Below are 24,807 nucleotides of genomic sequence, written 5' to 3'. Positions count from 1 at the left end.
CTCTCCTGTCTCTTATTGCATGTGCCAGCCGTGGCTAACCACGATGGACTGACCGGTCAGCGCGGCCGACGGGAACGCCGCCAGATGAACGGCCAGCTCGGCAACATCTTCCACGGTGGTGAACTCACCATCCACGGTGTTTTTCAGCATCACCTTACTGATGACATCTTCCTCAGACATGCCCAGTTCTTTGGCCTGTTCGGGAATCTGCTTGTCGACCAGCGGGGTGCGAACAAAACCAGGGCAAATGATGTTACTGCGTACCCCGTGTTCCGCACCTTCCTTCGCTACGGCCCGGCACAGGCCCAGCATACCGTGCTTGGCCGCGACGTATGGCGCTTTCAACGGCGAGGCTTCCAGGGAGTGGACCGAGCCCATGTACAACATGGTGCCGCCACCGCTGGCGTACATCTGCTTGAGCGCAGCTCGGGTCACCAGGAAGGCGCCGTCCAGGTGCACGTTCATCACCTTGCGCCAGTCGGAAAATGACAGTTTGTGCACGGCATCGATGTGCTGGATGCCGGCATTGGCCAGGGCGATGTCCAGCCCGCCCCATTTCTCGACAATGGCGGTCACACCGGCGTCCACCGCGTGCTCGTCGGTGACGTCCATGGCCAGGGCCATGGCGGTACCGCCGGCCTGTTCAATGGCGTCGACCGCCTCCTGGGCAGTTTCCAGGGTCAGGTCAGCAACCGCGACACGGGCACCCTCGCGGCCATAGTGCTCGGCGATGGCCCGGCCGATGCCACGACCGGCACCGGTGATCAGTGCAATCCGGTTTTCCAAACGCATTGGTGTTTTCTCCTTAGTCATAAGCCACGCTTGGCAGCCAGGTCGCGATTTCCGGCACGACGAATACGATAGCCAGACCAACCAGCTGAATAATGATGAACGGAATAACGCCCCGGTAGATATCGGTCACATTGATCTCCGGCGGCGCCACGCCCTTGATGTAGAAGAGGGCAAAGCCGACCGGCGGGGTCAGGAACGACGTCTGCAGACACATCGCAAACAGGATAGTGAACCACACCAGATCGAAGCCAAGCTGCTGCACCACGGGCGCTACCAGGGGCAAAATGATCAGGGTGATTTCCACCCAATCCAGGAAGAAGCCGAGCAGAAAGACACCGAACAGGATGGAAAGAACAATGCCGTAGGGGCCGAAAGGCAAACCCAGCAGGGCATCCTCGATGACCTGGTCACCGCCCAGTCCTCGCAGCACCACAGAGAAGGCTGTTGCACCCAGGAAGATGGCAAAAATGAATGCAGCCGTGCGGGTTGTCTGCTGCATGGAGGAGTTCAGTACCTTCATGTTCAGTCGACCTGCCATCAAAGCCAGTATCAGGGCGCCCAGAGCACCAACACCGGACGCCTCCGTGGGCGTTGCTATCCCGGCAAAGATAGAGCCGAGCACGCCCAGAATCAGCGCAGCCGTTGGCACAACGGCTTTTGCCACTTCCCAGACAATACTCCAGGTCACTTTTTCCGTGCCCTCAGGCACCGGCGCCATGTGCGGCTGCAGCAGGGGACGAACCATGGCGTAAGTTACGTACATGGCACCGAGCATGAGACCGGGGAAGAACGCACCCATGAACAAATCGCCCACTGACGCTTCGGGAACCGCCAGACGGTCGGCCATCAACACCAACATGATGGAGGGCGGAATCAAAATACCCAGGGTACCGGTGGCACAGGCGGTGCCCACGGCAAAGCCCTTGTCGTACTTGTTTTCCATCATCACCGGCAGTGACAGCATGCCAAGCAACACGACGGACGCACCGATGATACCTGTGGTCGCTGCCAACAGTACGCCGATAACAATGACGGTAACCGCATAACCGCCGCGAACAGCTCCAAACAGCTTGACCATGCTGTTCATCAGTCGCTCCGCGACTCCGGACTGGTCAAGCATGATGCCCATGAAGATAAACATGGGCAGAGCAACAAGGGTCTCGCTGTTGACAACCTTCCATATCCTCTCAGGCACAAGCCCCATGGAGGAGGAATAATCAAACCACAGGTTCGCACCAAAATTCTCGACGGCGATGACACCGACGACTGTCCAGATAACCGCGGTGCCACCCAACACCCACGCAACCGGAAAACCGGTCATCAACAATGCCCCGAACGTCAGGAACATGCCGATCACAAAAAGGGTTTCAAGCTCCATCAGGACGCATCCTCTTTCTTATTGTCCCCGGACTCGATCCGGATTGGCTTTGGAAAACCGAACAGCAAAGCCGTTACCTTCAGCAGACGGGATAACGCAGCCAGAATCAGCAGAATAAAAGACACGGCCAGAATGCTCTTTAGAATCCAGCGGTAGGGAAGCCCGGCAGGCGCCTGGCTGGTCTCGCCCTGTTCCCAGGAACTGAAGGCGTAAGGAATCATTTCGTAAACTGCCAGCCCCAGAAACGGTAACAGCAGCAATAACAAGCCAAGCAGTTCAATCCAGGCCTGGCCTTTGAGAGACAGGCGCTCATGGATAACGTCCACCCTGACATGATCATCGGTTACCAGGGTATAGCCCAGGCCCAACAGCCAACCTGCACCAGCGAGATGCCACTGGACTTCTTCCAGCGTCACCGACCCGGCGCCAAAGGCGTAGCGGCCCACCACTGCATAGATGATCACACCGGTGACCACTACCCAAAGCCAGGAAGCGCTCTTGCCTATCGCAGAAATCACACCATCCATAAACTGGCTGAGCCAGGTGGTCGGAAACTCGGTGTGATGATGAATAAATTGACCGGCGTCCGACACCGATACATGCACATCGGGCGGTGCGCCTTTATCAGACACTGTCATACAACAGTTCCTCGTTCAGAAAGCCTGCCGTGAAACAAGGATGGCCCCGTAGGGCCATCCAGACTATGTGCGAGAGCACCGGAAATGTGCCCGGTGCTCTGGGTCAGCCCCGAACCTTAAAGGTCCGCTGGAACATAGGCGCGGGTATCCCACACCTTGTAAGTTTCCATGAACTCCTGCTGACTCTCGTAAACACGCTTGAAGTCAGCATCCTTGGACGCTTCTTCTTCGAGCACTTCATTAGTCACGTCTCGCAGCTTGAGCAGAACGTCGCGGGGAATCTGGTCAGCCTGAACACCCTTGTCCTGGAACTCGGCCAGAACCTTACCGTTCTTGTACTCGCCTTCGGCCAGGCCGCGGGTTGTGGCGGCGGTGCAGGAAGCTTCAACCAGTGCCTTCTGGGCATCGGTAGTCTTGGCCCACTCATCCTGGTTGATCAGCATGTACTGAGCGGTGAACTGCTGGTGCCAGCCCGGGAACAGGTTGTACTTGACTACCTGATTGAAGCCCAGAATCTGGTCGATGGCGGGCATCGAGAACTCAGTGGCATCAATCGTGCCTTTTTCCAGGGCCTGGTAGAGTTCGCCGCCGGGCATCATGGTGACGGAAGCGCCCAGTTTCTCGAGTACCTTGCCACCCAGACCCGCGAAGCGAATCTTCAAGCCTTGATAATCCTCAAGCGATTCGATGGGCTTGGAATACCAGCCTGCTGTTTCGGGCCCGATAATGCCGCAAAGCTGTGCATGCACCTTGAAGCCCTTGTTGGCGTAGGTTTCCTGCAGCATTTCATGGCCGCCACCGTAGTAATACCAGCCAATATACGCCCAGGGCTTCATGCCAAAGGGGACAGCGGCGAACAGAGGAATCGCAGGGACTTTGCCCTGATCGTAGCCGATCCAGGTGTAACCGGCTGAGACTTTGCCGTCAGAAACCGATTGCAGAATGTCGAAGGGAGGAACCAGCTTGCCTGGCTCATAAACGCGAACCTGAATGCTGCCGTCTGAAGCGGTGGTGAGATTATCGGCAACCCAGGCAGCCGGTGAACCGAGACCGGGCAGGTTGGTGGCGAAGGCAACAGGCATCTTCCATCGTAGATCGTCTGCTACCGCGGAACCCGTCGTCAGGGCAATCGCACCGGCGATCCCGGTGATGGCCTTCAAGAGTTTCATTGGCAAGTCTCCTAGCATTGTTATTTTGGCTGGCCTGCCGGGTATAACCCCGGACAGGCCTAGTCTGAGTATAGCCAGACATCGCAGGAAACAGACGGACACGGGTAATTTGGGGTCCAACGAAAGGCGTCAATCTTGTTTTCTGCGTTGTTCTGACGTCCTGCACGTCAGCCTTTGCAGACAACATGCCAAAGGCTAATTTATTATATTTTTCAGATAGTTAACTTCGATATGGGGAAATTGTTCGGGATGATTTTGTCCGGAAAACCGGACAAAATTAGACATCAGTCGTAGGGGTTTGTACGGATGTCGGGACACATGTCCGGAAATCAGGACAGCTTCGCCAGCTTTTCGTACAGCACTGACCGGGAGATTCCCAGCAATTTAGCAGCACGCGTGCGATTGCCACGGCTGGCCACCAACGCCTCTTCGATGGCCTGGGCTTCGGCGTCTGCCAATGTTTGGGCCAGCGGGCGCACCGGTTGGGGGGTCAGGGAAGAAATCGGCCGGGCGCTGCTACGGGGAAGCACCTTGAACACCGCATCGGCGTCCAGTATTCCGCCTTCTTCGCCCATGGTCATGGCCCGTTCCAGGACATTGCGCAGTTCCCGGATGTTGCCCGGCCAGTCATAGCTACCCAGGGCCGACACGCCGGCGTCGGTGATCTCGCCGCGAAATTCAAGGCCTTCGCAGATCTCGCCTAACAGCGCCTCGCACAGCACGCCCAGATCGGCCAACCGGTCCCGCAGCGGCGGAATCGGGATCTCCAGCACATTGAGCCGGTAGTACAGATCCGAGCGAAAGCTGCCCTCGGCAATCATCGCTTCCAGATTGCGGCTGGTGGCGGCGATGACCCGCACATCCACCCGCTCGACCTTGTTCGAGCCCAGGGGCTCGATCTCGCCTTCCTGCAGGGCGCGCAGCAACTTGGCCTGCAGCGGCAGGGGCATGTCACCGACCTCATCCAGGAACAGGGTGCCGCCATTAGCGAGCTGAAACTTGCCGTCCCGGGTACGGCGATCGGCCCCAGTGTAGGCGCCCGGGGCGACCCCGAAAAACTCCGCCTCCAGCAGATTGTCCGGAATAGCAGCGACGTTGACTCCGACAAAGGGCTTATCGGCGCGGGCAGACACGGTGTGAATCGCTTGGGCCAACACTTCCTTGCCGGTGCCGGTTTCACCCAACAGCAGTACCGGCATCTCGCGACCAGCAGCCAGACGGGCCCGGCGCTTGACCTCCAGGGCCGCGGGACTGGCGCCGACAAAATCACCCAGGCTGTAGCGGGTACCACGCACCTTCTTGGCCAATGCCTTGCGGGCGGCGGCCAGATCCTGGTGCAGGCGGCGGTATTTGGAAACCAGTGGGGTCAGGGGCTGCAAGTCGTCATACAACACAAACGCCACCGCACCCACAATGCGGCCAGATTCGTCGTAATAAGGCAGTCGGGTCACCACCAGCTGCTGCTGGTTGTGCTCCATGATATCGAGCAGCAACGGCTTACCCGACTCAACCACCTCCGGCATCCGGGTATGCGGGATCAGTTGGCGTACCGGCTTGCCGATCACCCGGGCCGGATCGCCCAGGCCAAGCAGGTGCGAATAACTGCTGTTGATCCAGGTGATGCGACTTTCACCGTCCACCGCAATGGCACCGGCGCTGGCTTCCTCGAACATCGGGAACAGGGCTTCAATCAGGTCACGGGTCAGTCCGTTTTTGTTCTTTTCAGAAAACAGCTCTGTCATGTACCGCGCACCATCACCGGCTTGAATGTCATTCATCGTGAAAAACCCCAGCATCCGGCGGCCCGGATGCAATCAGGAAGTATATGGGGCCCCTTCGGTGGGGGCAAACTAAGCCGCTCCGAAACCAGCCGGAGCGGCTGAGCGCCGGTTTAATCCGGGATCCGCAGCTGGTTGCCCACAAACTGGATGCGATCGGAATCAGCCGGATCCGGGTTAATGGCCGGTAAGTTCAGCTCGGACAGCGGTGTGCCGATGTCACCGCGGGGCTGGGTTCGAACCACCTGGCTCGGAGGCAGGGGCTGACGGTACTTCAGCTTCGCCCACACCAGATCCAAAGCCTGGAAGTAGTAGTGATGCAAGGGCACGTAGCGGTCGGCGAAACCAGGGAAGCCATTCAGCACATCCAGATGATGGGCATTCAGGATCTCGTAGTAGCGCAGGTTACTCCGGCGGCCCTCAACCTTCTGGTTCAGGCCCACGTACGGCCGTGACGTGTGGTTGATAGGCAGGATGGCATCGGCACGGCCGGTGACGAACACCGCGGGTTTACGGCGCAGGTTGCCAGAGGCCCGAACCCGGGCAATACCCTTGGCAATGGCATCGGCCTGCGCGCCAGCGTCGCCGCCCAGTTCACTGCCGGTAACGGCGTCACGGCCCTCGGCAAGGCTGCGCAGACACAGCAGGGCATCCAGGCCATAGTCCTGCTGACTGGAACTGGGGGAGGCGCTGACCGCCAGGTTGGTGGGTTGTCCCGCTGCTCCGTCGTAAACCAGATTCACCCCGGCGGTTGGCGGAATACCGTTACTGACGGAGAACAGCGCCGCTTCTGTGGCCGGCGCCAGCGGTGTCACCGCACCGGCGACATCGGTCGCGGCCAGGCTGAGATCACAGAGCCGGTCCTCAACCCCGGCCCGGGCGTAGGCATTGGCGTAGGTCATGGAAATTCCCTGGGCTACCGCGAGACCAAAGTGCACCGGTGCCAACAGGTTCTGCTCCGGCTGAATGCCAAAGTCCTCGTTGAGAATCCGCAACGCATCGGTGGCACGCTCGTCCAGGGTGGCGCCCGAGACCAGGCCTTTGTTCGCCAGGGCATGGCAGATGTTCTCGCCAATGCCCGGCGGGTTGAACACCGCGTTCAAGGGAGCGCTATCGCGGACCGCCGGTGCCTGGTTGGCACAACCCTGGTACACCGCCAGGGCGGTGGTGTAGTCCAGCAGGCTGCGGCTGTGTTCGGTGATCACCGGCCCGTCACCCTGGCGAATGGTGAAGCGCCGATCCACCTGCGGGTTCACATTGGGCTCGGACACCGCAACGCCATCAATGAGGCCCCACCAGTCCTGTTCTGCGGCACGCACCGAAGCACCGCCACCGTTGGAGACACTGGAGGCAATCACCAGGGTGTTTCTCGGTTTGAGGGTAATCAGGGTTTTGCCGTTACGCAGCGGGCGGCCAAATTTTTCATTCAGCACGTAGAAGCCGAAGCGGATGGACTGGAGCACGTGTAGCCCCCAGCGCTCTTCCGGATTGGCTTTGGAGTGGGCGTGCTTGAACGCCATCCGGTCGGGCCAGAGGGCGCTGAAATCCGCCCGCGCCGAATCGGACAGATCGGCCCGGAACTGCACCGGCTGCCCGGTCTCGGTCAGGGTGCCATTCAATTGCTGGGCCGCGTTGGTCTCCAGGTTATGAGAGCCGGTGCCGGTGCCCTTGTCGGTGTAGACCACGGCACAACCCTTTTTCAGGCCCCACTCACCGGCGGTGCCAATGGCGCCATAGATACCCCGGGACCCGGACGACGGTGCGGTGATCATGCAGGCGTTGCGCGGATCAAAACTGGCCGGTACCTGAACCATCACCGTCACGGGCACATCGGTGCCGCGAACTTTCATGAAGGCGCGGTATTCGTCACCGGCAATCAACCCCTCACCGGCGGCATCGACACCGGGGCCAAAAAACACCCCGTAGCCACCACCAGGGGCGGTATCCACCAGGGCCCGGTAGTTGTTGTAAATGGCCAATCGGCGCAGTTCCGCCGGTGTCGGTGCCAGCGGATCATCGAATGCCGGCGCGGGTCCGGCCAGCCCGGATGCGCCGAGACCGGCGGTGAGCAGGTCATCGGTGACACCATCGAAAGAGGTCTGCTCAACGTCACCCTGAATAAATCTGGGCAAGGTGTTGAACGGGAAGTAGCCTTTGGCCCAGGCACTAGAGGCAAACACGGAGGCACCGAGCACGATGCCCAGCAGGATTCGTTTCATTGTCGTTCCTTGTTTGTTGTTGTTAACGAACGGGTCATGCCCGTGGGCTCCAGCCCAACAAGGGTTATGCGTATCCTGTGCCAACCGTTCAACTCGCTGTTTTTAAGTAATAAATTCGGTCTGACCCTGAAGTCAGGCAGGAAAAAAGCGAAAACAATCCGGAAATCCGGACAATTACAGACCAACCGGGGCTCGCGAAAGCCCCGGCCAGGGCGGCAAGGCGCACTGTCCTGGATTCCGGACACCGTATGGATATTCGGACAGTGGGGTGCCATCAACGAGAAAAGAACGCTGGCCGCATCCGGTCGACAGCCAAAGTCGTACTATTGATCATTGACCATTAGGGACGAGAGGCAAACGATGATTCAGAACCGATCCAGGCTGGCCCGCCGGATGCTGACCGGGCTGCTGGGCAGTGTGGCGCTATTGGCCGGCTGTTCAACCCACACCAACGCGCCCGGCACCGAGGTGGCCCTTGACGAAACCGGCTACACCGTGGAGCGGGATCTACGCTTCTCCCCCGACGGTTGGCCCCAGGCCCTGTACGCCGACCTGTACCTGCCGGAACAATCGACACCGAGACCGGTAGTGCTGATGGTGCACGGCGGCGGCTGGGAACGCCGGTCCCGGGAGGACATGGACTGGATCGCCGAGGAGCTGGCCGGTCATGGCTTCGCGGTGCTGAACATCGACTACCGTTTTGCTCCCGACTTTACCTTCCCGGCCCAGTTGCATGATTTGCAGGTGGCTCGGACCTGGTTGAACCAAGCCGCCGACCGCTACCGTCTGGACACCTCGAAGGTCAGTGGCTTTGGTTTTTCCTCCGGCGCGCATCTGGTGGCGTTGCTGGCCGTGGTTGCCAGTACCGACAGTGAACTGAACCAGCCCTATGGCGGGCCGGACACTGCGCTGGAAGCGGTGGCGGTGGGCGGGCTGCCTTCTGATCTGATGGCATTCGGCTCGGGCCGTTTGATCCGCCAGTTCCTGGGTGGCAGAGCACAGGACATTCCGGAGACGTACCGCAAGGCGTCTCCTATCGCCCATATCTCGCGCCACGCGCCGCCATTCTTCCTGTTCCACGGCACCATGGATTCACTGGTGCCGATCCGGCAAGCAGAATCCTTTCGCGACACCCTGGCCGAACACAGCGTCGACACCGAACTGTTCCGGATGCACCTGCGCGGCCACATCACCAGCTTTCTCACTGCCGGTGATGCCGTGGACGCGGCTATCCGTTTCCTGGCTCGGAAAGGCGATAGCTAACCTGGATCAGCCCAGGCGCACGAAAGGCAGCAGGCTGACCCCGGCAATCACCACGATGGCAACCACCGCCGCCAGGGTGCGGACCGGGCGCCGTCGGATCATCGCCCAGATGCCCCCGGTTTCACCGGCGGCCAGACTGGCCTCATAGGCTTGTCGCTGGGTCTGCAGACGCTGGCGCTGGTATTCGTCCAACAGCGCCCGGGCGCGGGCAGCCTCGTCGTCATCATGGACCCAGAAGCCCCCCATGCTGATGCCCCACTTGCTCGGCGGAGTCTCGTAGTAGCGAATCTCGTGGTCTTCAAACAGCGCCCGGATTTCGTCGGCCTCGTCGTCGGGCACGTGACGCAGGTTCATCAGGTGATGGGGCATGGCAGCTCGTTAATTGGTATCGGTGGCCGGAATCCCTATATCCTAACATCAACGGATAAGACACCGAATTCACCACCGGGATACTGCATGACGGACAGCCCCCTCCGACTGCTGCTGGATTTCGACGCCCGCAGCCAGCGAGACCAGAATCAGCCACCGGCATTCCTGCACCGCCGCGATCGCAAATTCGCCCTGACCTGCGCGGAGCAGGACCAGGCCCCGAATGCCCGGCGCTGGCTCGAGCACATGGCGCGTCTGAGCGGCCCCGGCAGCAAAGCCAGCGCCGGCCAGAAAACCCTGCGTATCTGGCGCCGGATCAATACCGGCTTTGCCCTCGGGGGTGCGGTGTTCGGCTGCCTGACCATGCTCGGACTGCTGTTCTACGAGGGCGGCCAGCGCATCAATATCACCGTCATTCTGGCGTTTGTCGGGCTCCAGTTGCTGCTGGCCCTGTTTACCACCGCCCAGTCCCTGGCCGGCTGGCAGCCCTGGCGCTGGCTGGTGCGTCGGCTAGCATCAGAGCGCAATTCCGGAACGGCTGCCCGACTGCAGCCGCTGCTGATGGCCCGGGCTGCCCACCTGGGCGGCATAAGCTTCGCGGTGGCGGGCGTACTGACCCTGGTACTGATGGTGGTGGTTCAGGACCTGGCCTTTGGCTGGAGCACCACGCTCGACACCGGCGCCAGCGGCTACCATCAACTGCTGACCACCCTGGCTGCGCCCTGGGCGGCATTCTGGCCTGCCGCGGTGCCGGATCTGGCCCTGGTGGAGGCAACCCGGTTCTTTCGGGCCGAGGCTGGCACCGGTGCCATTGCACCTGAACGCTGGGGCCACTGGTGGCCCTTTGTCACCATGCTGTGGATTAGCTGGGTGCTGGTTCCGAGACTGCTGCTGTTCCTGGCCTCAATCCTGTTGCTGCGGCGCAAGGCACGCCAACTCCTGGCCAACCATCCGGCCATGCACGCGCTGCTGTACCGGATGGAAACGCCAACCCTGGATACCGGCAACCACCACAACGATGCCGACGACCTGCCCGACACCGACACCCACATAAGCCTGCAGCCGCTGCCCGATAGCAATCTGCTGTTGTGCTGGGCCGGCGCCGGCGAACCGGCGCTGCCGCAAACCCTGGTCGGCGAGTACACCCAACTGTTCCCGGCCGGGGGCCGGGCCAGCCTGGCCGAGGACCAGGCGGCACTGGCCAACATTGCCAATCAACTGGCCACAAGTCCGAAACCGGCAGTGATTGTAATAACCCGCAGCTGGGAGCCGCCCACCGGTGAACTGGAGGACTTTCTTGCCAGCGCCCGCGAGCTCTGGCCCACCGGAACCCGGGTCGCACTGGTGCCCCTGAGCCTGGACAGCGAACGGGAACCAGAGCCGCACCAGCTCAGCCAATGGCTGCGCTTTGCCGATCGGCTGGGCCCGGGCTTTGTCAGTGTCAGTGCGCCGCGCCTGCACTGGCGCGATCCGCACGCCGACCTGCTCCCCGAACCGGGCTTCGAGCCAGGTACAGAATCGAGGAAGCTGCCGTGACTGCCGCCCCGGTCTTTGCCGTCGTCGGCCACCCCAACAAGGGCAAATCCAGTGTCGTGGCCACCCTGTCCCAGAACGATGCCATCGCTATCGCTCTTGAGCCAGGCACCACCCGCCAGCGCCAGGCCTACCCATTGAGCGTCGACGGCCACACCCTGTATACCCTCGTGGACACTCCAGGCTTCCAGCGCCCACGCCGGGTCCTGGAATGGCTGCAGGCCCACAGCGTGTCGGCTTCCGATCATGCCCAGACCGTGCAGGCCTTTGTGACCCAGCACCAGGGCGATGGCCGGTTTACCGACGAATGCGAGCTGCTGGCGCCATTGATAGACGGCGCCGGTATTATCTACGTGGTCGATGGCTCGGTGCCCTACAGCGCCGAGCACGAGGCCGAAATGACCATCCTGCGCTGGACCGGTCGCCCCAGCCTGGCGCTGATCAACAGTATCGGAAGCGACGACTACAGTGGCACCTGGCAGGCTGCGCTCGGCCAATTCTTCCAGGTCGTCCGGAAATTCGACGCTGTTCGCGCTCCTTTCGAGCAACATCTCGGACTTTTACGCGCGTTCGGGCAATTGGAGCCGGACTGGGAAGTGCCCCTTGAGCAGGCCACGGATTTCCTCTCAGACCAGCGCCTGAAACGCCGCAATCAGTCGGCGGCGATCATCGCCCGGGCGCTGGAAGACCTGATGGCGTACCAGGAGAAACGCACCCTGACCCAGAACCAGAGCGCCGGTACCAGTGATGACACCCTGGCCGAACAACTCCGCCAACGCTGGTACCGGCACCAACGGCAACGGGAACAAAGTCTGCGCATCGACATTGAGCACCTGTACCAGCATCAGTGCATCCAGCGCCAGGAAGCGGAACTGGAATGGCACAACGAGCACGACCTGTTTTCCGAGGACAGCCGCCGGGCCTGGTCGGTGAGCAAACGCTACCTGGCTACCGCCGGCTTCGGTGCCGGCGCGGTTGGTGGGGCCGGCCTCGACGCCCTGACTCTGGGCCACTCCCTCGGGGCCGGGGCCTTGGTCGGAGGGCTGATCGGTGCCGCCGGCAGTTATTTCTACGGCGACCGGCTGATGCTGCCGGCCGTGCACATCGGGGTACTGCAGAATGGCCTGCGAACCGCCACCTTCGGACCTGTACAGGACAGTCAGTTCGGCTATGTTGTATTGGGTAGGGCGGTGGATCACTGGTGGCACATCAGCCAGCGCAACCACGCCGGACGAGAGCTTCTGGATCTGGAACCGGCGGACCATCACTGGCTCGAACAGCTCGACAGGAGCAGCCGTCAGATCATTCAGCAGGTCTTCGACAAACGCCGAAAACTGCGGCCACTGGACGACCGACAGCGACAGAAATTCATCACTGCCATCGAGCAGAGCATGACCGCCTACGACCACTGGCGGTTGAATCGGACGTAACAGGGATGTTTATACTGTTAGGCTGTTCCATCACACAATGGGGAATGTGAATGAAAATTGTACGAGTGCAAGACATCATTGGTACCGAACGCGAAGTCACCGGCCCAGGCTGGACCAGCCGCCGGATGCTGTTGAAAAAAGACGGCATGGGTTTCTCATTCCACGAGACCATCATTCCCGCCGGTGCCGTACTGAACCTCTGGTACAAGCACCACCTGGAAGCCGTTTACTGCGTTGCTGGCAACGGCAAGATCCTGGACAAAGCCACCGGTGAGACCCACGAGATCACCGACGGCACTCTGTACGCACTCGACAAGCACGATCAGCACACCCTGTACGGCGGCACCGAAGACATGCGCCTGATCTGCTCCTTCAACCCGCCGGTTACCGGCCGCGAAGTGCACGACGAAGACGGCGCCTACCTGCCGGATACCAGCGAAGACTGATCTTTAACTGTGGCTGAACCACGCGCCACAACCACACCGCCACCGCCAGCGCGACTGCTGCCGGTGGCGGTGTTGCTTTGGTTGGCCGGGGTTTACCTGCGCGTTCCGGTGCTGGTGGCGCCGCCGCTGGCACCGTTCATCAGCGACGAACTGGCCCTGTCCCAGGCTCTGACCGGCGCCCTGACCACCCTGCCAATCCTGATGCTGGCCGTCGGCTCCATGCCCGGCTCCCTCTCCATCGCCCGCATCGGCCCCCGCAACACCCTGGCGCTGGCCATGGTAATCATGGTGATCGGCTCCGCCGGCCGAGGCCTGGTGCCCGACACCCTGAGCCTGATGATTGCCAGCGCGGTGATGGGATTCGGAGTGTCCATGATGCAACCGGCACTGCCGGCACTGCTGCCGCGCTGGCTGGAACCGCACCACCTGGCGCTGGGCTCGGCGATCTACATGAACGGCATGCTGATGGGCGAGTTCATCGGCGCCGGCATTACCCTGCCGGTACTGATGCCCCTGCTCGACAACAGCTGGCGCGCCACCCTTGTGGCCTGGTCGTTACCGGCCCTGCTGGTGGCCGCCGCCCTGTTCCTGCCCAAACGGGACCGCGCCCGACCGGTGCGCAAACCCGCCTGGCTACCGGACTGGCACAACCCGCTCACGCTCCGGCTGGGCCTGCTACTGGGCCTGTCCGGCACCCTGTTCTTCGGCCTCAACGCCTACATGGCCAACCTGCTGGAATCCCAGGGCCAACTCGACAAACTGCCCGAAGCCCTGTTCTGGTACAACCTGGCCCAAGTGGCAGCGTCCCTGATCATGCTCAAAATGGCCCGGCGCTGGGTCGGCCGCAGTGAAGTCATCGCCACCCTGGCCAGCATCGCCATCATCGGCGCCATCGTTGCAGTCGTCGCCAGCGGCTGGTGGTCCATCATCAGCGCCACCCTCATGAGCCTCGTCGCCGGCATGCTGCTGATCCTACTGGTGGCCATCCCGCCACTGGTCGTCTCCGCCTCTGAAACCGGCCGCCTGTCCGCCGGCACCTTCCTGGTCGGCTACACCGTCGCCTTCGTTGTCCCCATGACCGGCGGCCTCGTTGCCGACTGGACCGGCGACGCTCGCCACGCCCTGCTGATAATGATCGGCTATGGCCTACTGGTGCTGCCCCTGGCCTTCACCCTCGACCTGGAACGAAAAAAGGGCCAGCCCGAAAGCTGACCCTTTCAAAAGAACGCCCCACCCAAGCCAAAAAGCCGTGGGGTGGGGGTTCATTTCCCGCCAGAAATGGATGTCTGAGCGCAGCGAGTTCCATTTCCAAGGGAAATTAACCCCCGCCCCGCGGCCCTCTCTGTATTGGAAGGCCACTCCAGCCCGAGCGACTACCGCCTCAGATGTAGTAATCCTTCAACGGAGGAAACCCATTGAACTCCACCGCACTGTAAGTCGTGGTGTAGGCACCAGTCGACAACCAGTACATCCGGTCACCAATCGCCAAGTTTAACGGCAGCGGGTACTTGTGATGCTCGTACATGATGTCCGCACTATCGCAAGTCGGCCCCGCAATCACACAGTCCTCGCCTTCACCCACCTTGTCAGTCCAGATCGGAAACTTGATCGCCTCATCCAGCGTCTCAATCAGGCCCGAAAACTTACCGACATCGGTAAACACCCAGCGGTGCAGGGCAGTACGCGACTTACGGGAAATCAGCACCACCTCACTCACCAGCACACCGGCGTTGGAAATCAGCGACCGGCCCGGCTCAATAATGATCTCCGGCAGATCGGCACCAAAATCCTCGTGCAGGAATCGGGCAATCTCCTCCGCGTACACCTTCAGTTCGTTGGTACGCGTGATGTAGTTGGCCGGAAAACCGCCGCCCATGTTGATCATCTTCAACTCGATGCCGTCTTCTTCACGCAAACGCTCGAAAATCACCTTCACCTTGCTCAGAGCCGCGTCCCAGGCACCGATTTCGCGCTGTTGCGAACCCACGTGGAACGACACACCGTAAGGCACCAGGCCCAGATCACGAGCCAGGATCAGCAGATCCATGGCCATATCGGTCTGACAACCAAACTTGCGGGACAGCGGCCAATCTGCCGTCAGCGTGCCTTCGGTCAGGATACGCACATACACCCTGGAGCCCGGAGCCGCCTTGGCAATGTTGCGCAGATCCGCCTCCGAATCAGTGGCAAACATACGCACACCCTTCTCGTAAAAGGTGCGAATGTCCTTCGACTTCTTGATGGTGTTGCCGTAGCTGATGCGATCACCGGTCACGCCCAGAGCCAGCACCTTATCCAACTCGTACACCGACGCTATATCGAAACTGGCACCTTTGTCCCGCAACATGGTCAGAATCGGTTGGGCCGGATTGGCTTTTACCGCGTAATAGACCTTGGCGTACGGAAAACCTTCCACCAGCTCGTTGTACTGACGATCAATAGTGGCGGTGTCGATCACCACAAACGGCGTTTCCTTGCCGTCAGCAAAGGTTTTGATGCGCTTAAACGTCTCGGCGTCGTAGTAATCGGCGATATTGGCGTTGGCTGACTCGGTCATGGATAGTGTTTCCCTCCAATGGGCACACAGACATAAAAAAGGGGCACCACAGCCTGACTGCAGTCCCCCGGAATTGGCGCGATCATCGGGCTTTTTTCGGGTTCCAGATATGAGCATATCTACCCATAACAGACCGGTTCCAGCGCCCTGACAGTGGGCGTCGGTCAAGGCTCCAAAAACTTGTTAATAACAGGTTGATTTAGAAAGGCATTTTTAGCGCGGCCAAAACATTATCATTGGCGTTTCTGGGCCTGCCGACGCTCAGACCGCCGTTGGCCAGGCCGGTCTCGGGTCCGAGGGCTCCCGGGGTCCGGATGGCTCGCTGGACTGACGCAGGTAGCCAAGGATGGCGTCCTGCAGCTCACGCCCGGCCACCAGCCCTTTATTGCCAAACAGGCGGTTGAACTCCAGGACATAGGGGTAACCGTCGACCAGGGCGATATCGAAACCGGCGTGATCCACCCCCAGTTCCTTGGCCAGACTCAGGGCCAGATCGGTCATCACCGCAGGCACCGGGCTGGTGTCGATGTGCCCACCCCGGGACACATTGTTGTAAAAACCCTGGTCGGCCTGAGTCCGCCAGTAGGCGGTCAGCACCCGATCACCAATCACCACCACCCGGGCATCCCGGTCGATGGGCAGGTATTCCTGGGCGTAGAGCACATCGGTGACATAGCAATACCGTTGCCAGTCGGCCCGGGATTCAATCAGCCACACCCCCTCACCCATACTGGCCTTGGGCAGCTTGGCGACAAAAGGATGCGGCATGGCCTGCCAGATCCGCTCCCGCTCGACCGGGCCATTGGCCTCGATCAGGGTCCAGGGCGTGTGCGCCGGCGCAACGGTCTGGAACGCCCGGGTCATCTCCACCTTATCGTGCCCGATGCGATAACTGGCCACGCTCGGAAACACCCGGCACTTGAGCCCATGCACCAGGGCATTGAGCTGCCAGTATTCCGGAAAGAGCACCCAGTCCGCTTCTTGCAGCAACTGCCGGTGTTGCAGGAACTGGTCCGGTTTCAAAACGGTGGTGTTGGGCAGACCCAGGGTACGAAATACATTAAACGAAACGAGGTGCATGGTTACCGCCGCACGGTAGAAAAGTGAGCACATTTTATCCAGTCCGGTCCGGCTGGCAAGCGTTTTATCACCGCTTCAGCCGAGCCCGGCAATCGTCGCGATTTGGCCTTAGCCTGCTACGCTTTGTGTATAGCCACCACGGACCGTGACCATGGCCAGACTCGACTCTCCTGCCCAAGCGCTGCTTGATACGCTCCATGCCGATCATCAATCGGGCGCTACCGAGCTGGCTCTGAAAACCCTGCGTAACCTGGCAGATTATGTCCGCCTCCAACGTCCCAAACCTGCACTGCTGACCGATCTGGTGAACAAACTTCGGGACGCACGACCGAGCATGGTGGTCATCGCCAGCGCGATGATCCGGGTCCAGGAGCGGTTACAGGCGAAAGACGGTGAGCCGGTGGCAGCGATTGAAGCGGTGTACCGGGAGCTGACCGACGCCACTGACGCCCTTATAAACCATGCCCGCAGTCAGATCCCCGAAGGCGCAGTCATCATGACCCACAGCGCCAGCTCGGTGCTGGAGCGGTTGTTCCAGCGCTTGATGGAAGAACATGTCGGGTTCTCAGTGATCTGCACCCAGAGCAGTCCGGGCCATGAAGGGCATCAACTCGCCAACCTGCTTAATAAGCTGGGTGTGCCAGTGACCCTGATCACCGATGCCCAGATGGGCGTGTTCGTAGCCACCGCGGATCTGGTACTGACCGGTTGCGACAGCTGGCTGACCGATGGTCATTTCGTCAACAAGAGTGGTACTCGGCTGCTGGCTTTGGCAGCCAGGGAACGCAGCGTGCCGTTCTGGGTCTTGGCCGACAGTTTCCGGGACAGCACTGAGAGCAGCGACCGGGTGATTCTGGAAGAGCTGCCAGCACAGCAACTCGGGGCACCCAAAGGGCAATGGATCACGGTGCGCAATCTCTACTTTGAGACCATCCCACAACACCTGGTGACCGGCCGGATCAGCGAACAGGGCGTTTTTTCGTATCCTTTTCCATAGCCTTTTTAGTACCCCGTTGCGCCTCCGCAGTGAACGGATCCTCCGGCCAGGGGTGTTTCGGGTAGCGGCCTCGCATGTCCTTGCGCACTTCCGGGTAGGCATTGCGCCAGAAACTGGCCAGGTCGGCGGTGACTGCCAGTGGTCTCTGGGCCGGTGACAGCAGGTGAATCACCACCGGCACCTGGCCATCGGCCAGTCTTGGGGTTTCGGACCAGCCAAACAGGGCCTGGAGCTTGGCGGCCAGGACCGGGCCATTGCCGGTGGTGTAATCCAGCGCAACCGACTGACCGGTGGGTATGGTCAACGCCTTCGGAGCCAGCTCCTCCAGCTGCTGTTGCTGGCTGTAATCCAACAGGCTTTGCAACGCCTGCTGCAGATTCAGGCCCTGCAGGTCGGACCAGCGCTTCAGCCCGGGCAGGAAAGGGGCAAGCCAGGATCCCAGACTGGTCAGCAAAGCGGCATCACTGACATCGGGCCAATCACCGGACCCTGTATTCGCCAACATCTGCACCCGCGCCTGCCACTGCCGGGCCGACTTGGACCAGGGCAGGCTGGCCAGACCTTTCTGCCGCACGGCATTGAGCAAGCCCTGCTGGATCAATGCCGGGTCCGGTTGCGGCAGCGCCTGTTCCGCCAGCACCAGCTCTCCCAGTTTACGGACCCGACGCGCAATCACCGTGCCGCGTTTATCGTCCCAGACCGCTTCCTCAGCCTCATGGATGTGGCTAACAAGATCCTGCTCCAGATCCGCCAGGTCGACGGGTGCAGCCAGATAAATTGTGGCTTCCCGGGACTGGCCATCGAGCTCCGCCGCCACCAGCCAATCATGACGGGCGAGTGCGTCGTCTTCCCGCAGGCTGGCACCTTTGCCATTACTGAGCTGATACCGGGGCACCTGACCCGCCCGACGCCGGCCAATCCGGTCCGGGTAGGCCTGGGCCAGCAAGCGCCCGACTTCGGACTCGGTTGGTGGCTTTTGGGAGCGACCGACGCTGCCATCGAGGCGCTTGGCGGCCTGACGAACCGACTGCAGTCGCGCCGGATCGACACTGCCATGTCCACGCTCGCCGTGCAGCAGCCGAACCCGCTCGTGCAAATCCGCACCGGCGCCGGGGCCCAACAGATCCCGATCCCCCAGCAATGCAGCCAAATCGGCCGCCAAGCCACCCAACCCCTGGGCCCGGCCCCGCAACACCATGTGCGCAAGGCGCGGGTGCACCCCCAGCTCCCGGGCCGCCTTGCCATGCTCGGTGATGGCACCGTCGGGGGCCAGCATATCCAGCCACTGCAACAACGCCACGGCCTGGTGCCAGTGCGCCTGGGGCGGCGTATCGATCCAGGCCACCTGATCCGGTGAACGCGCGCCCCATTGGGCCAGCTCCAGCACCAGCGGCGCCAGATCCGCTTCCTGAATTTCCGGCGGGGTAAAATCGGCCAGCCCAAACTGCTCGGCCTCACTCCAGAGCCGGTAACAGACACCCGGTTCAACCCGACCGGCTCGCCCCTTACGCTGCTCCGCCGAAGCCTTGGACACCCGACCGGTAATGAGCCGGGTCATGCCGCTGTTAGCATCGAACACCGCCCGGCGCTGCTGACCGCTGTCGATTACTACCCGCACGCCCTCAATGGTCAGACTGGTCTCAGCAATGGCGGTCGCCAACACCACCTTGCGCTGACCCGGCATGGCAGGGGCAATGGCCCGATCCTGCTCGTCCGACTTCAGGTTGCCGAACAACGGCGTTACCACCACATCGTCCGGGACCGCACCCCGCAATTGCTGAGCGACCCGACGAATCTCCCCAGCACCGGGCAGAAACACCAGCACCGAACCGGGTTGGTCCTGCAGCGCCTCGTGAATAACCGCAACCACCCGATCAGCCATCCACACCCGGCGGGCCTGAGCCGGCGCCGGCCGGTACAGCACCTCCACCGGAAACGCCCGACCTTCGCTGCGCAGCACCGGCACCTCACCAAGCACCCGGGCAATGGGCCCGGTATCCAGTGTCGCCGACATCACCAACACCCGCAGATCCTCCCGAAGTGCCTGCTGGGATTCCCGCACCAGTGCCAGCCCCAGATCCGCCTGCAACGAACGCTCATGGAATTCATCGAACAGCACCGCGGCGTAGTCTTCGAGCATCGGATCGGCCTGAATCAACCGGGTCAGAATACCCTCAGTCACCACCTCAATCCGGGTGGCCGAAGACACCTTGGTATCCAGCCGGGTCCGATACCCAACCGTCTGCCCCGGCTTCTCGCCCAGCTGCTTGGCCATAAACCGAGCCGCCGACCGAGCCGCCAGCCGCCGCGGTTCCAGCATCAGAATAGTCTTGTCATCCCGCCAGGGCGCATCCAATAACGCCAGCGGCACTCGCGTAGTCTTACCGGCACCCGGCGGCGCCTGCAGCAGCAAGGTGGCGGACTGTTCCAGGGTTTTCTTGAGTTCCGGAAGGATTTCATCGATCGGGAGCATTAAGTAGCTCGGTAGTCTTTTTTGTCAACGATATCGGTATTGTCAGCTAGAGAGGGGTGGTGGGGTATTTTTCCGCCAGAAATGGATGCCTGAGCGCAGCGAGTTCCATTTCCAAGGAAAAATACCCCGCCACCCCGATCAATCCCGTACCCAACCAGTCCTAAAAAAATCAGGACGACAACCGCTCCCGATTCTCCCGAGCCCACTCATAAATCCGCTCAAAAGCCTCAGCCAGATCCTCCGGCTTATGCGGCGGCTGCAGCACCGCGGCCAACTTGCCATCGGGGTTCAGCAGCGCGAAGTGGCCACTGTGGTCCACCAACAGCTCGCCATCCACATCGCGGTGAATGAACACCGCATTCAGGCTCTTGGCCAAAGAACGCAGAGTATCCAGATCGCCGGTCAGGCCGTGGAAGTTGTCCCCGAAGAAGTCGGTGTAGGCCTTCAGCTTGTCCGGAGTGTCGTGGTCCGGGTCGGCAGTGACCAGCAGGTAGTCCGGTTGCGGCAGTTCGGGTGACAGCAGCTGATCAGTCCGGCGCAGGTTGGCCATGGCCGCCGGGCAGATGTCCGGGCAATTGGTGTAGCCCACAAAGGCAAAGGTCCAGCGGCCCCGTAGGCTTTCCCGGGTGACCGTTTCGCCCTGTTCATTAGTGAGGGTGAACTCCACCAGCTCCCGGGGCTGGTCATAGACGTAGGTATTCAGCTCGGCCAAGACCGGCGCCGGCTCAGGCTCCTGGCCGCCGACCATATAGACCTGACGCCCGATCACCAGTCCAAAGATCAGAATAACCAGGAGCAGAAGCAGAAACAGTGTCAGGCGAATAGGGCTGTTCATCAGGGTTCCAATACCGAAGTCAGAAAAGCAGGCGGGAAGCGCCATCCGAAACCGTGCGGAGCCATGGATGGCGGAGCCGAGCGTACACGGACGTATTTACAGCGTGTTTCGGATGGCGCTTCCCGCGTGCGCAGGCACAACGCCTGCGTTAGAAGAATACAAAATGATCGACCAGCAATACCACAAATAGTGCCATCAGATAGGTAATCGAGTACTTGAAGGTATTAAGCGCTACCCGGCGATCGTCACCTTTCCACAGGCGGATGGCATAGTGCAGGAACCGCAGGCCCAGGACCAGGGCACCGATCAGGTAAATCCCGCCAGACATGCCGGTGACAAACGGCAGCAGACTCACTGCCAGCAGCATGAAGGTGTACAGCAAGATGTGCAGCTCGGTGTAGTGGTTGCCGTGGGTGACCGGCAGCATCGGGATACCGGCCTTGGCGTATTCTTCCTTACGGTGAATCGCCAGGGCCCAGAAATGCGGCGGGGTCCAGGCGAAAATGATCAACACCAGCAGCAGGGCGTGGCCTTCCACCTGACCGGTGACCGCCGTCCAACCCAGCAGGGGCGGCATGGCGCCGGCAAGACCGCCGATGGTGATGTTCTGGGGTGTCGCGCGCTTGAGGAACAGGGTGTAAACCCCGGCGTAGCCCACCAGCGAGGCCAGGGTCAGCCAGGCGGTCAGGGCGTTGACCTGCCACATCAACACCACCATGCCCACGCAGGCCAGCAGCGTGGCGAACAGCAGGGCGTCTACGGGGGCAATCTTGCCGGTGGCCACCGGGCGTTTTCGGGTGCGGGCCATCACGGTATCGATCTTTTGGTCCACCACATGGTTCACTACCGCGGCGGCACCGGCCAGCAGGGCTATGCCCAGGTTGCCATAGAGCAAAACCTCCCAGCCCGGAACCCCGGGTGCCGCCAGCAGCATGCCGATCACCGAGGTGAGGATCATCAGCGCTACCACTCTGGGCTTGGTCAGCTCCAGGAAATCGCGCCAGGTGATGGATTCGTTCGCAGTTGTCTGGGCCGGCAATGCGTCCACTCGTTCACTCATGCCGTAACCTCCCGGTTAATTGTTGTTGTGTGTGTTGCACTCGCGGTGTTCAGTTCTGGTAACCGATGGTGGCGCCAGATCAGGTGCACCACCGTCAGCAGCAGCCCCGCGCCCATGGCGTTGTGGGCAACGGCTATGGCCAGGGGAATGTTCAGGATCACGTTGGCCAGCCCGAGCAGGATCTGAGCGCCAAGTGCCAGCGCCACCAGAGCGATAGCCTGGGTCAGGCCGTATGCCTGCCGTTGCCGCCACATCAGCGCCAGCAGGACAGTGAAGTAACCGAGTACGACCATTGCTCCCACCCGGTGAGTCATATGAATGGCCACCCGGCCGTCGGCAGTCAGCTGGCCGCCCAGATAATTGGGGCCCACCTGCTGGGTAACATCAAAACCGTGCCGGAAATCCATGCCTTCCGGCCACCACTGGCCCTGACAGGTGGGCAGGTCAGTGCAGGCCACGGCGGCGTAATTGGCGGCAGTCCAGGCACCAAGGGCGATCTGCATCACCACCAGCAGCAGGCCGCCATAGAGCCAGGGCCTGAAGCCTTGCAGCACGGCACCGGCGGTCTGGGGTTTGGGTTTGGGTTTGGGTTTGGGTTTGGGTTTGGGTTTGGGATGTCGGAGCCGAAGGGTGAGCAGGGCCAGCATACTCAAGGTGGTGAAGCCGCCCAGGAGGTGCATGGCGACCACCTGGGGCCAGAGTTTGAGGGTAACGGTCCACATGCCGAAAGCACCCTGCAGGACAATAAAGCCGGCAATGAATAGCGGCAGTTTGACCGGGACACCGAGCTTACGATGACGAACCGCATAGGCCGCCAGGCCAAAGACCACCAGGCCGAGGGTGCCGGCGGCATAGCGATGGATCATTTCTGGCCAGCCTTTCTCCACATCCACCGGGGTGTCCGGGAACCGGGCATTGGCGATGGCAATGCTGGACTCGCTCTGGGGCACGGTGAGAAAACCGTAGCAACCGGGCCAGTCCGGGCAACCCAGCCCGGCATGCACCAGTCGGGTCCAGGCGCCGAGCATAATCACCACCACTGCCAGCAGAGTGGCAAACAGGGCCCAGTTAAACAGGCGCCGGGCCTGGGGCGAGGAAGCTGACGACTGCTGATTCACACGCGAGTCCTCCACGGTGCGGTCATCCGATCTGGGAAATCTTGAGCAGGTGCTTGAGATCCTTGAGCAGTTCTTTGCCGGTATCGTCGGAGCCGTAGTGCATCATCAGATTGCCAAACGGGTCGACCAGAAGAATGCGTGGCTGGGACTGCGGATCAATGCCCTCGGGCCAGTCTGGCGTGGTGCCGGGTGCCGGAACCAGCCGTTCCATCAGACTGTATTCCTTCTGCCAGCGGGCTTCCAGCTCCGCCGGCACACTGCCCAACACCGCCGCACGGGACACCCGGTTGGCGTTCTTGCCCAGGGCAATGTTGACCTGTCGTGCCAGGTACAGCAGTTTCTCGCACTCACTGGCGCACTCGCCGGCGGCCACCAGCAGCAACCACTCGGGCTCGACCTCGTCCGGGCCAAACCGGTCGGCCAGGGGCTTGCCCGATGCGGTTTCAAGGTTCAGGGTTTGCACCGACACCACCGGCTGGATCAGGGTGCCATTGTTGGTATGACCGGCGGGATTCAGCCAGCCGGTGTAGAACATGATGGTGGCGAACACCATGGGGCCGAACCCGATCGCAAACAGCAGAATCGCGGTACGCCGACCCCGCCGGACCTGCTCGGGAGAGGGTCCGTTGTTGTTGTCGGATGCCTGGTTAGCCATTGTCGTTGTCATTATTGGCTCCTGTCTTTCGGTAGCTCGCAGCTACCGTCAATATACCCAGTGCGAGCGCCAACGCAAACCATTGTGTGGCGTACCCGTAATGAGTTTGTGGTCCCATCCGATCGGGCACCCAATCGGCGCGGAAAGCACCGGGCTGATCACTGTCGGCCAATCGGATGATGGCCTCGGGAAGGTCGGTAATTTCGTCGGCCGCTACCGCCCTGGGCAGGCTTTGCACGCGCCGGGGCCAGCTGGTTTCAGGCGGGATCTGATCATTCAGCACGGGCGGTTCCGGATACTCACTGATGCGGCCGGACACCTCCAGCACGCGCTCGGGCGACGGCACCCTTGGCAGCTCATCCCGGTGCCGCGGCGCCTGAATCCAGCCCCGATTGACCACCACGGGCGGGCCTTGCAACGGAAAGAACAGGGTCAGGACCTCATAGCCGGGCATACCGTCCCGGGTGCGGTTGTCCAGTAGCCAATTATAGTCACCGAAGCGCCCGGTCAACGTCACCGGCCGTCCCGAATCCAGGCCCCGACCGACCAGCTCGGGCCAGCTCAGGTCCAGCGCCTGCTGCTGCCACTGTTCCAGCTGTGCCTGCTTTTGCCCGGCCCGGTCCAGCTGCCACAGCCCCAGACCGATCAGCAGCGGCAGGAAAATCCCGGTGAACAGCATCAGCCGCCAGTCGAAGTGCCAGTGACGAGCTCTGCCCTGCGGATCAGACATGCTCTGCTATAGTGATCTCTGGGGTTGCGTATATGCCACCGGCCCATCCTTTCATTTTTGGTGCAGCACCGGGATATTCCATGTTAAAAGCCGTAATCGTTGTATTAATGTTGGCCGTGGTGGTCAGTCTGTTCAGTGGCCTGTTTTTTCTGATCAAGGATGGCGGTAAAACCAATCGGGTGGTGAACTCCCTGGCAGTCCGCGTCACACTTAGCATATTGCTCCTGGCGGTTATTCTGATTGCACTGTGGCAAGGGAGCCTGACCCTGAATCCGACTCCCTTTTAA

General features: G+C 61.2%; 22 protein-coding genes. 7 read left to right on the top strand and 15 right to left on the bottom strand.

The genetic code is table 11. The annotated features are described in order from the left end of the window. Nucleotides 1–12: 12 nt before the first annotated feature. From FCS96_RS07780 to FCS96_RS07755, 6 genes are all read right to left on the bottom strand, one after another. Nucleotides 13–792 carry a 3-hydroxybutyrate dehydrogenase gene (locus tag FCS96_RS07780; protein WP_138439797.1) on the bottom strand — a complete coding sequence of 260 codons (780 nt, stop codon included), beginning with the start codon at nucleotides 790–792 and terminating at the stop codon, nucleotides 13–15. A gap of 13 nt (nucleotides 793–805) precedes the next feature. Beyond that, nucleotides 806–2,170 (bottom strand): TRAP transporter large permease, encoded by a 1,365-nt coding sequence (locus FCS96_RS07775; protein WP_138439796.1) that lies wholly within the window; start codon nucleotides 2,168–2,170, stop codon nucleotides 806–808. After that, the gene (locus tag FCS96_RS07770; protein WP_138439795.1) at nucleotides 2,170–2,808 is read right to left on the bottom strand and encodes a TRAP transporter small permease subunit; all 639 of its coding nucleotides are present in this window, start codon (nucleotides 2,806–2,808) and stop codon (nucleotides 2,170–2,172) included. Before FCS96_RS07770 ends, FCS96_RS07775 begins: the two co-directional genes overlap by 1 nt. Before the next feature lie 116 nt (nucleotides 2,809–2,924). After that, on the bottom strand, nucleotides 2,925–3,977 hold the full coding sequence (locus tag FCS96_RS07765) for a TRAP transporter substrate-binding protein (RefSeq protein ID WP_138439794.1): 1,053 nt from the start codon (nucleotides 3,975–3,977) through the stop codon (nucleotides 2,925–2,927). 329 nt (nucleotides 3,978–4,306) lie between these two features. Beyond that, nucleotides 4,307–5,755: a sigma-54 interaction domain-containing protein gene (locus FCS96_RS07760; protein ID WP_273429339.1), complete on the bottom strand. Its 1,449-nt coding sequence runs from the start codon at nucleotides 5,753–5,755 to the stop codon at nucleotides 4,307–4,309. Nucleotides 5,756–5,868: 113 nt separating this feature from the next. Then, the gene (locus tag FCS96_RS07755; protein ID WP_138439793.1) at nucleotides 5,869–7,974 is read right to left on the bottom strand and encodes a 3-hydroxybutyrate oligomer hydrolase family protein; all 2,106 of its coding nucleotides are present in this window, start codon (nucleotides 7,972–7,974) and stop codon (nucleotides 5,869–5,871) included. A gap of 360 nt (nucleotides 7,975–8,334) precedes the next feature. On the opposite strand from FCS96_RS07755, the gene FCS96_RS07750 reads away from it, so the two are divergent. Further along, nucleotides 8,335–9,237 carry an alpha/beta hydrolase gene (locus FCS96_RS07750; RefSeq protein WP_138439792.1) on the top strand — a complete coding sequence of 301 codons (903 nt, stop codon included), beginning with the start codon at nucleotides 8,335–8,337 and terminating at the stop codon, nucleotides 9,235–9,237. 6 nt (nucleotides 9,238–9,243) lie between these two features. Here FCS96_RS07750 and FCS96_RS07745 read toward each other — a convergent pair whose 3' ends face one another. Next, nucleotides 9,244–9,606: a DUF6164 family protein gene (locus tag FCS96_RS07745; protein ID WP_138439791.1), complete on the bottom strand. Its 363-nt coding sequence runs from the start codon at nucleotides 9,604–9,606 to the stop codon at nucleotides 9,244–9,246. Nucleotides 9,607–9,693: 87 nt separating this feature from the next. On the opposite strand from FCS96_RS07745, the gene FCS96_RS07740 reads away from it, so the two are divergent. The 4 genes from FCS96_RS07740 to FCS96_RS07725 are packed head-to-tail and all read left to right on the top strand — an operon-like array spanning nucleotide 9,694 to nucleotide 14,227. Then, entirely contained in the window at nucleotides 9,694–11,142 is a 1,449-nt protein-coding gene (locus FCS96_RS07740) for a DUF2868 domain-containing protein (RefSeq protein WP_138439790.1), read from the top strand. Further along, complete coding sequence (locus FCS96_RS07735) at nucleotides 11,139–12,569, top strand: GTPase/DUF3482 domain-containing protein (protein WP_138439789.1); 1,431 nt, start codon at nucleotides 11,139–11,141, stop codon at nucleotides 12,567–12,569. The genes FCS96_RS07740 and FCS96_RS07735 overlap by 4 nt, the downstream gene beginning before the upstream one ends. A 50-nt stretch (nucleotides 12,570–12,619) precedes the next feature. After that, complete coding sequence (locus FCS96_RS07730; protein WP_138439788.1) at nucleotides 12,620–13,015, top strand: ectoine synthase; 396 nt, start codon at nucleotides 12,620–12,622, stop codon at nucleotides 13,013–13,015. 9 nt (nucleotides 13,016–13,024) lie between these two features. Beyond that, nucleotides 13,025–14,227, top strand: coding sequence for an MFS transporter (locus tag FCS96_RS07725; protein ID WP_138439787.1), 1,203 nt, complete (start codon nucleotides 13,025–13,027; stop codon nucleotides 14,225–14,227). A gap of 169 nt (nucleotides 14,228–14,396) precedes the next feature. Here FCS96_RS07725 and FCS96_RS07720 read toward each other — a convergent pair whose 3' ends face one another. Further along, a complete protein-coding gene (locus FCS96_RS07720; RefSeq protein WP_138439786.1) occupies nucleotides 14,397–15,572 on the bottom strand; it encodes a type III PLP-dependent enzyme in 1,176 nt (391 codons plus the stop codon). 261 nt (nucleotides 15,573–15,833) lie between these two features. Beyond that, the gene (locus FCS96_RS07715) at nucleotides 15,834–16,652 is read right to left on the bottom strand and encodes an ATP-grasp domain-containing protein (protein WP_138439785.1); all 819 of its coding nucleotides are present in this window, start codon (nucleotides 16,650–16,652) and stop codon (nucleotides 15,834–15,836) included. A gap of 151 nt (nucleotides 16,653–16,803) precedes the next feature. On the opposite strand from FCS96_RS07715, the gene FCS96_RS07710 reads away from it, so the two are divergent. Next, on the top strand, nucleotides 16,804–17,649 hold the full coding sequence (locus tag FCS96_RS07710; RefSeq protein ID WP_138439784.1) for a translation initiation factor eIF-2B: 846 nt from the start codon (nucleotides 16,804–16,806) through the stop codon (nucleotides 17,647–17,649). Here FCS96_RS07710 and hrpB read toward each other — a convergent pair. From hrpB to FCS96_RS07680, 6 genes are all read right to left on the bottom strand, one after another. Then, nucleotides 17,612–20,122, bottom strand: a complete 2,511-nt coding sequence (gene hrpB, locus FCS96_RS07705) for an ATP-dependent helicase HrpB (protein WP_138439783.1) — start codon at nucleotides 20,120–20,122, stop codon at nucleotides 17,612–17,614. The two genes, FCS96_RS07710 and hrpB, sit on opposite strands and share 38 nt — an antisense overlap. 169 nt (nucleotides 20,123–20,291) lie before the next feature. Then, complete coding sequence (locus FCS96_RS07700) at nucleotides 20,292–20,957, bottom strand: SCO family protein (protein ID WP_138439782.1); 666 nt, start codon at nucleotides 20,955–20,957, stop codon at nucleotides 20,292–20,294. A 148-nt stretch (nucleotides 20,958–21,105) separates the two neighbouring features. Further along, a complete protein-coding gene (cyoE, locus tag FCS96_RS07695) occupies nucleotides 21,106–22,017 on the bottom strand; it encodes a heme o synthase (RefSeq protein ID WP_138439781.1) in 912 nt (303 codons plus the stop codon). After that, nucleotides 22,014–23,045: a COX15/CtaA family protein gene (locus tag FCS96_RS07690; RefSeq protein WP_407658088.1), complete on the bottom strand. Its 1,032-nt coding sequence runs from the start codon at nucleotides 23,043–23,045 to the stop codon at nucleotides 22,014–22,016. Before FCS96_RS07690 ends, cyoE begins: the two co-directional genes overlap by 4 nt. Nucleotides 23,046–23,157: 112 nt before the next feature. Next, nucleotides 23,158–23,802, bottom strand: a complete 645-nt coding sequence (locus FCS96_RS07685; protein ID WP_228264051.1) for a hypothetical protein — start codon at nucleotides 23,800–23,802, stop codon at nucleotides 23,158–23,160. Further along, a complete protein-coding gene (locus tag FCS96_RS07680) occupies nucleotides 23,783–24,520 on the bottom strand; it encodes an SURF1 family protein (protein ID WP_138439779.1) in 738 nt (245 codons plus the stop codon). Before FCS96_RS07680 ends, FCS96_RS07685 begins: the two co-directional genes overlap by 20 nt. Before the next feature lie 80 nt (nucleotides 24,521–24,600). On the opposite strand from FCS96_RS07680, the gene FCS96_RS07675 reads away from it, so the two are divergent. Then, nucleotides 24,601–24,807, top strand: a complete 207-nt coding sequence (locus tag FCS96_RS07675; protein WP_138439778.1) for a twin transmembrane helix small protein — start codon at nucleotides 24,601–24,603, stop codon at nucleotides 24,805–24,807.

Source organism: Marinobacter alexandrii (assembly GCF_005871205.1).
In the GTDB taxonomy this organism is placed as follows: domain Bacteria; phylum Pseudomonadota; class Gammaproteobacteria; order Pseudomonadales; family Oleiphilaceae; genus Marinobacter; species Marinobacter alexandrii.
Note: the sequence above shows the minus strand (reverse complement) of the source record. Positions and strands in the feature narration are given on the sequence as shown.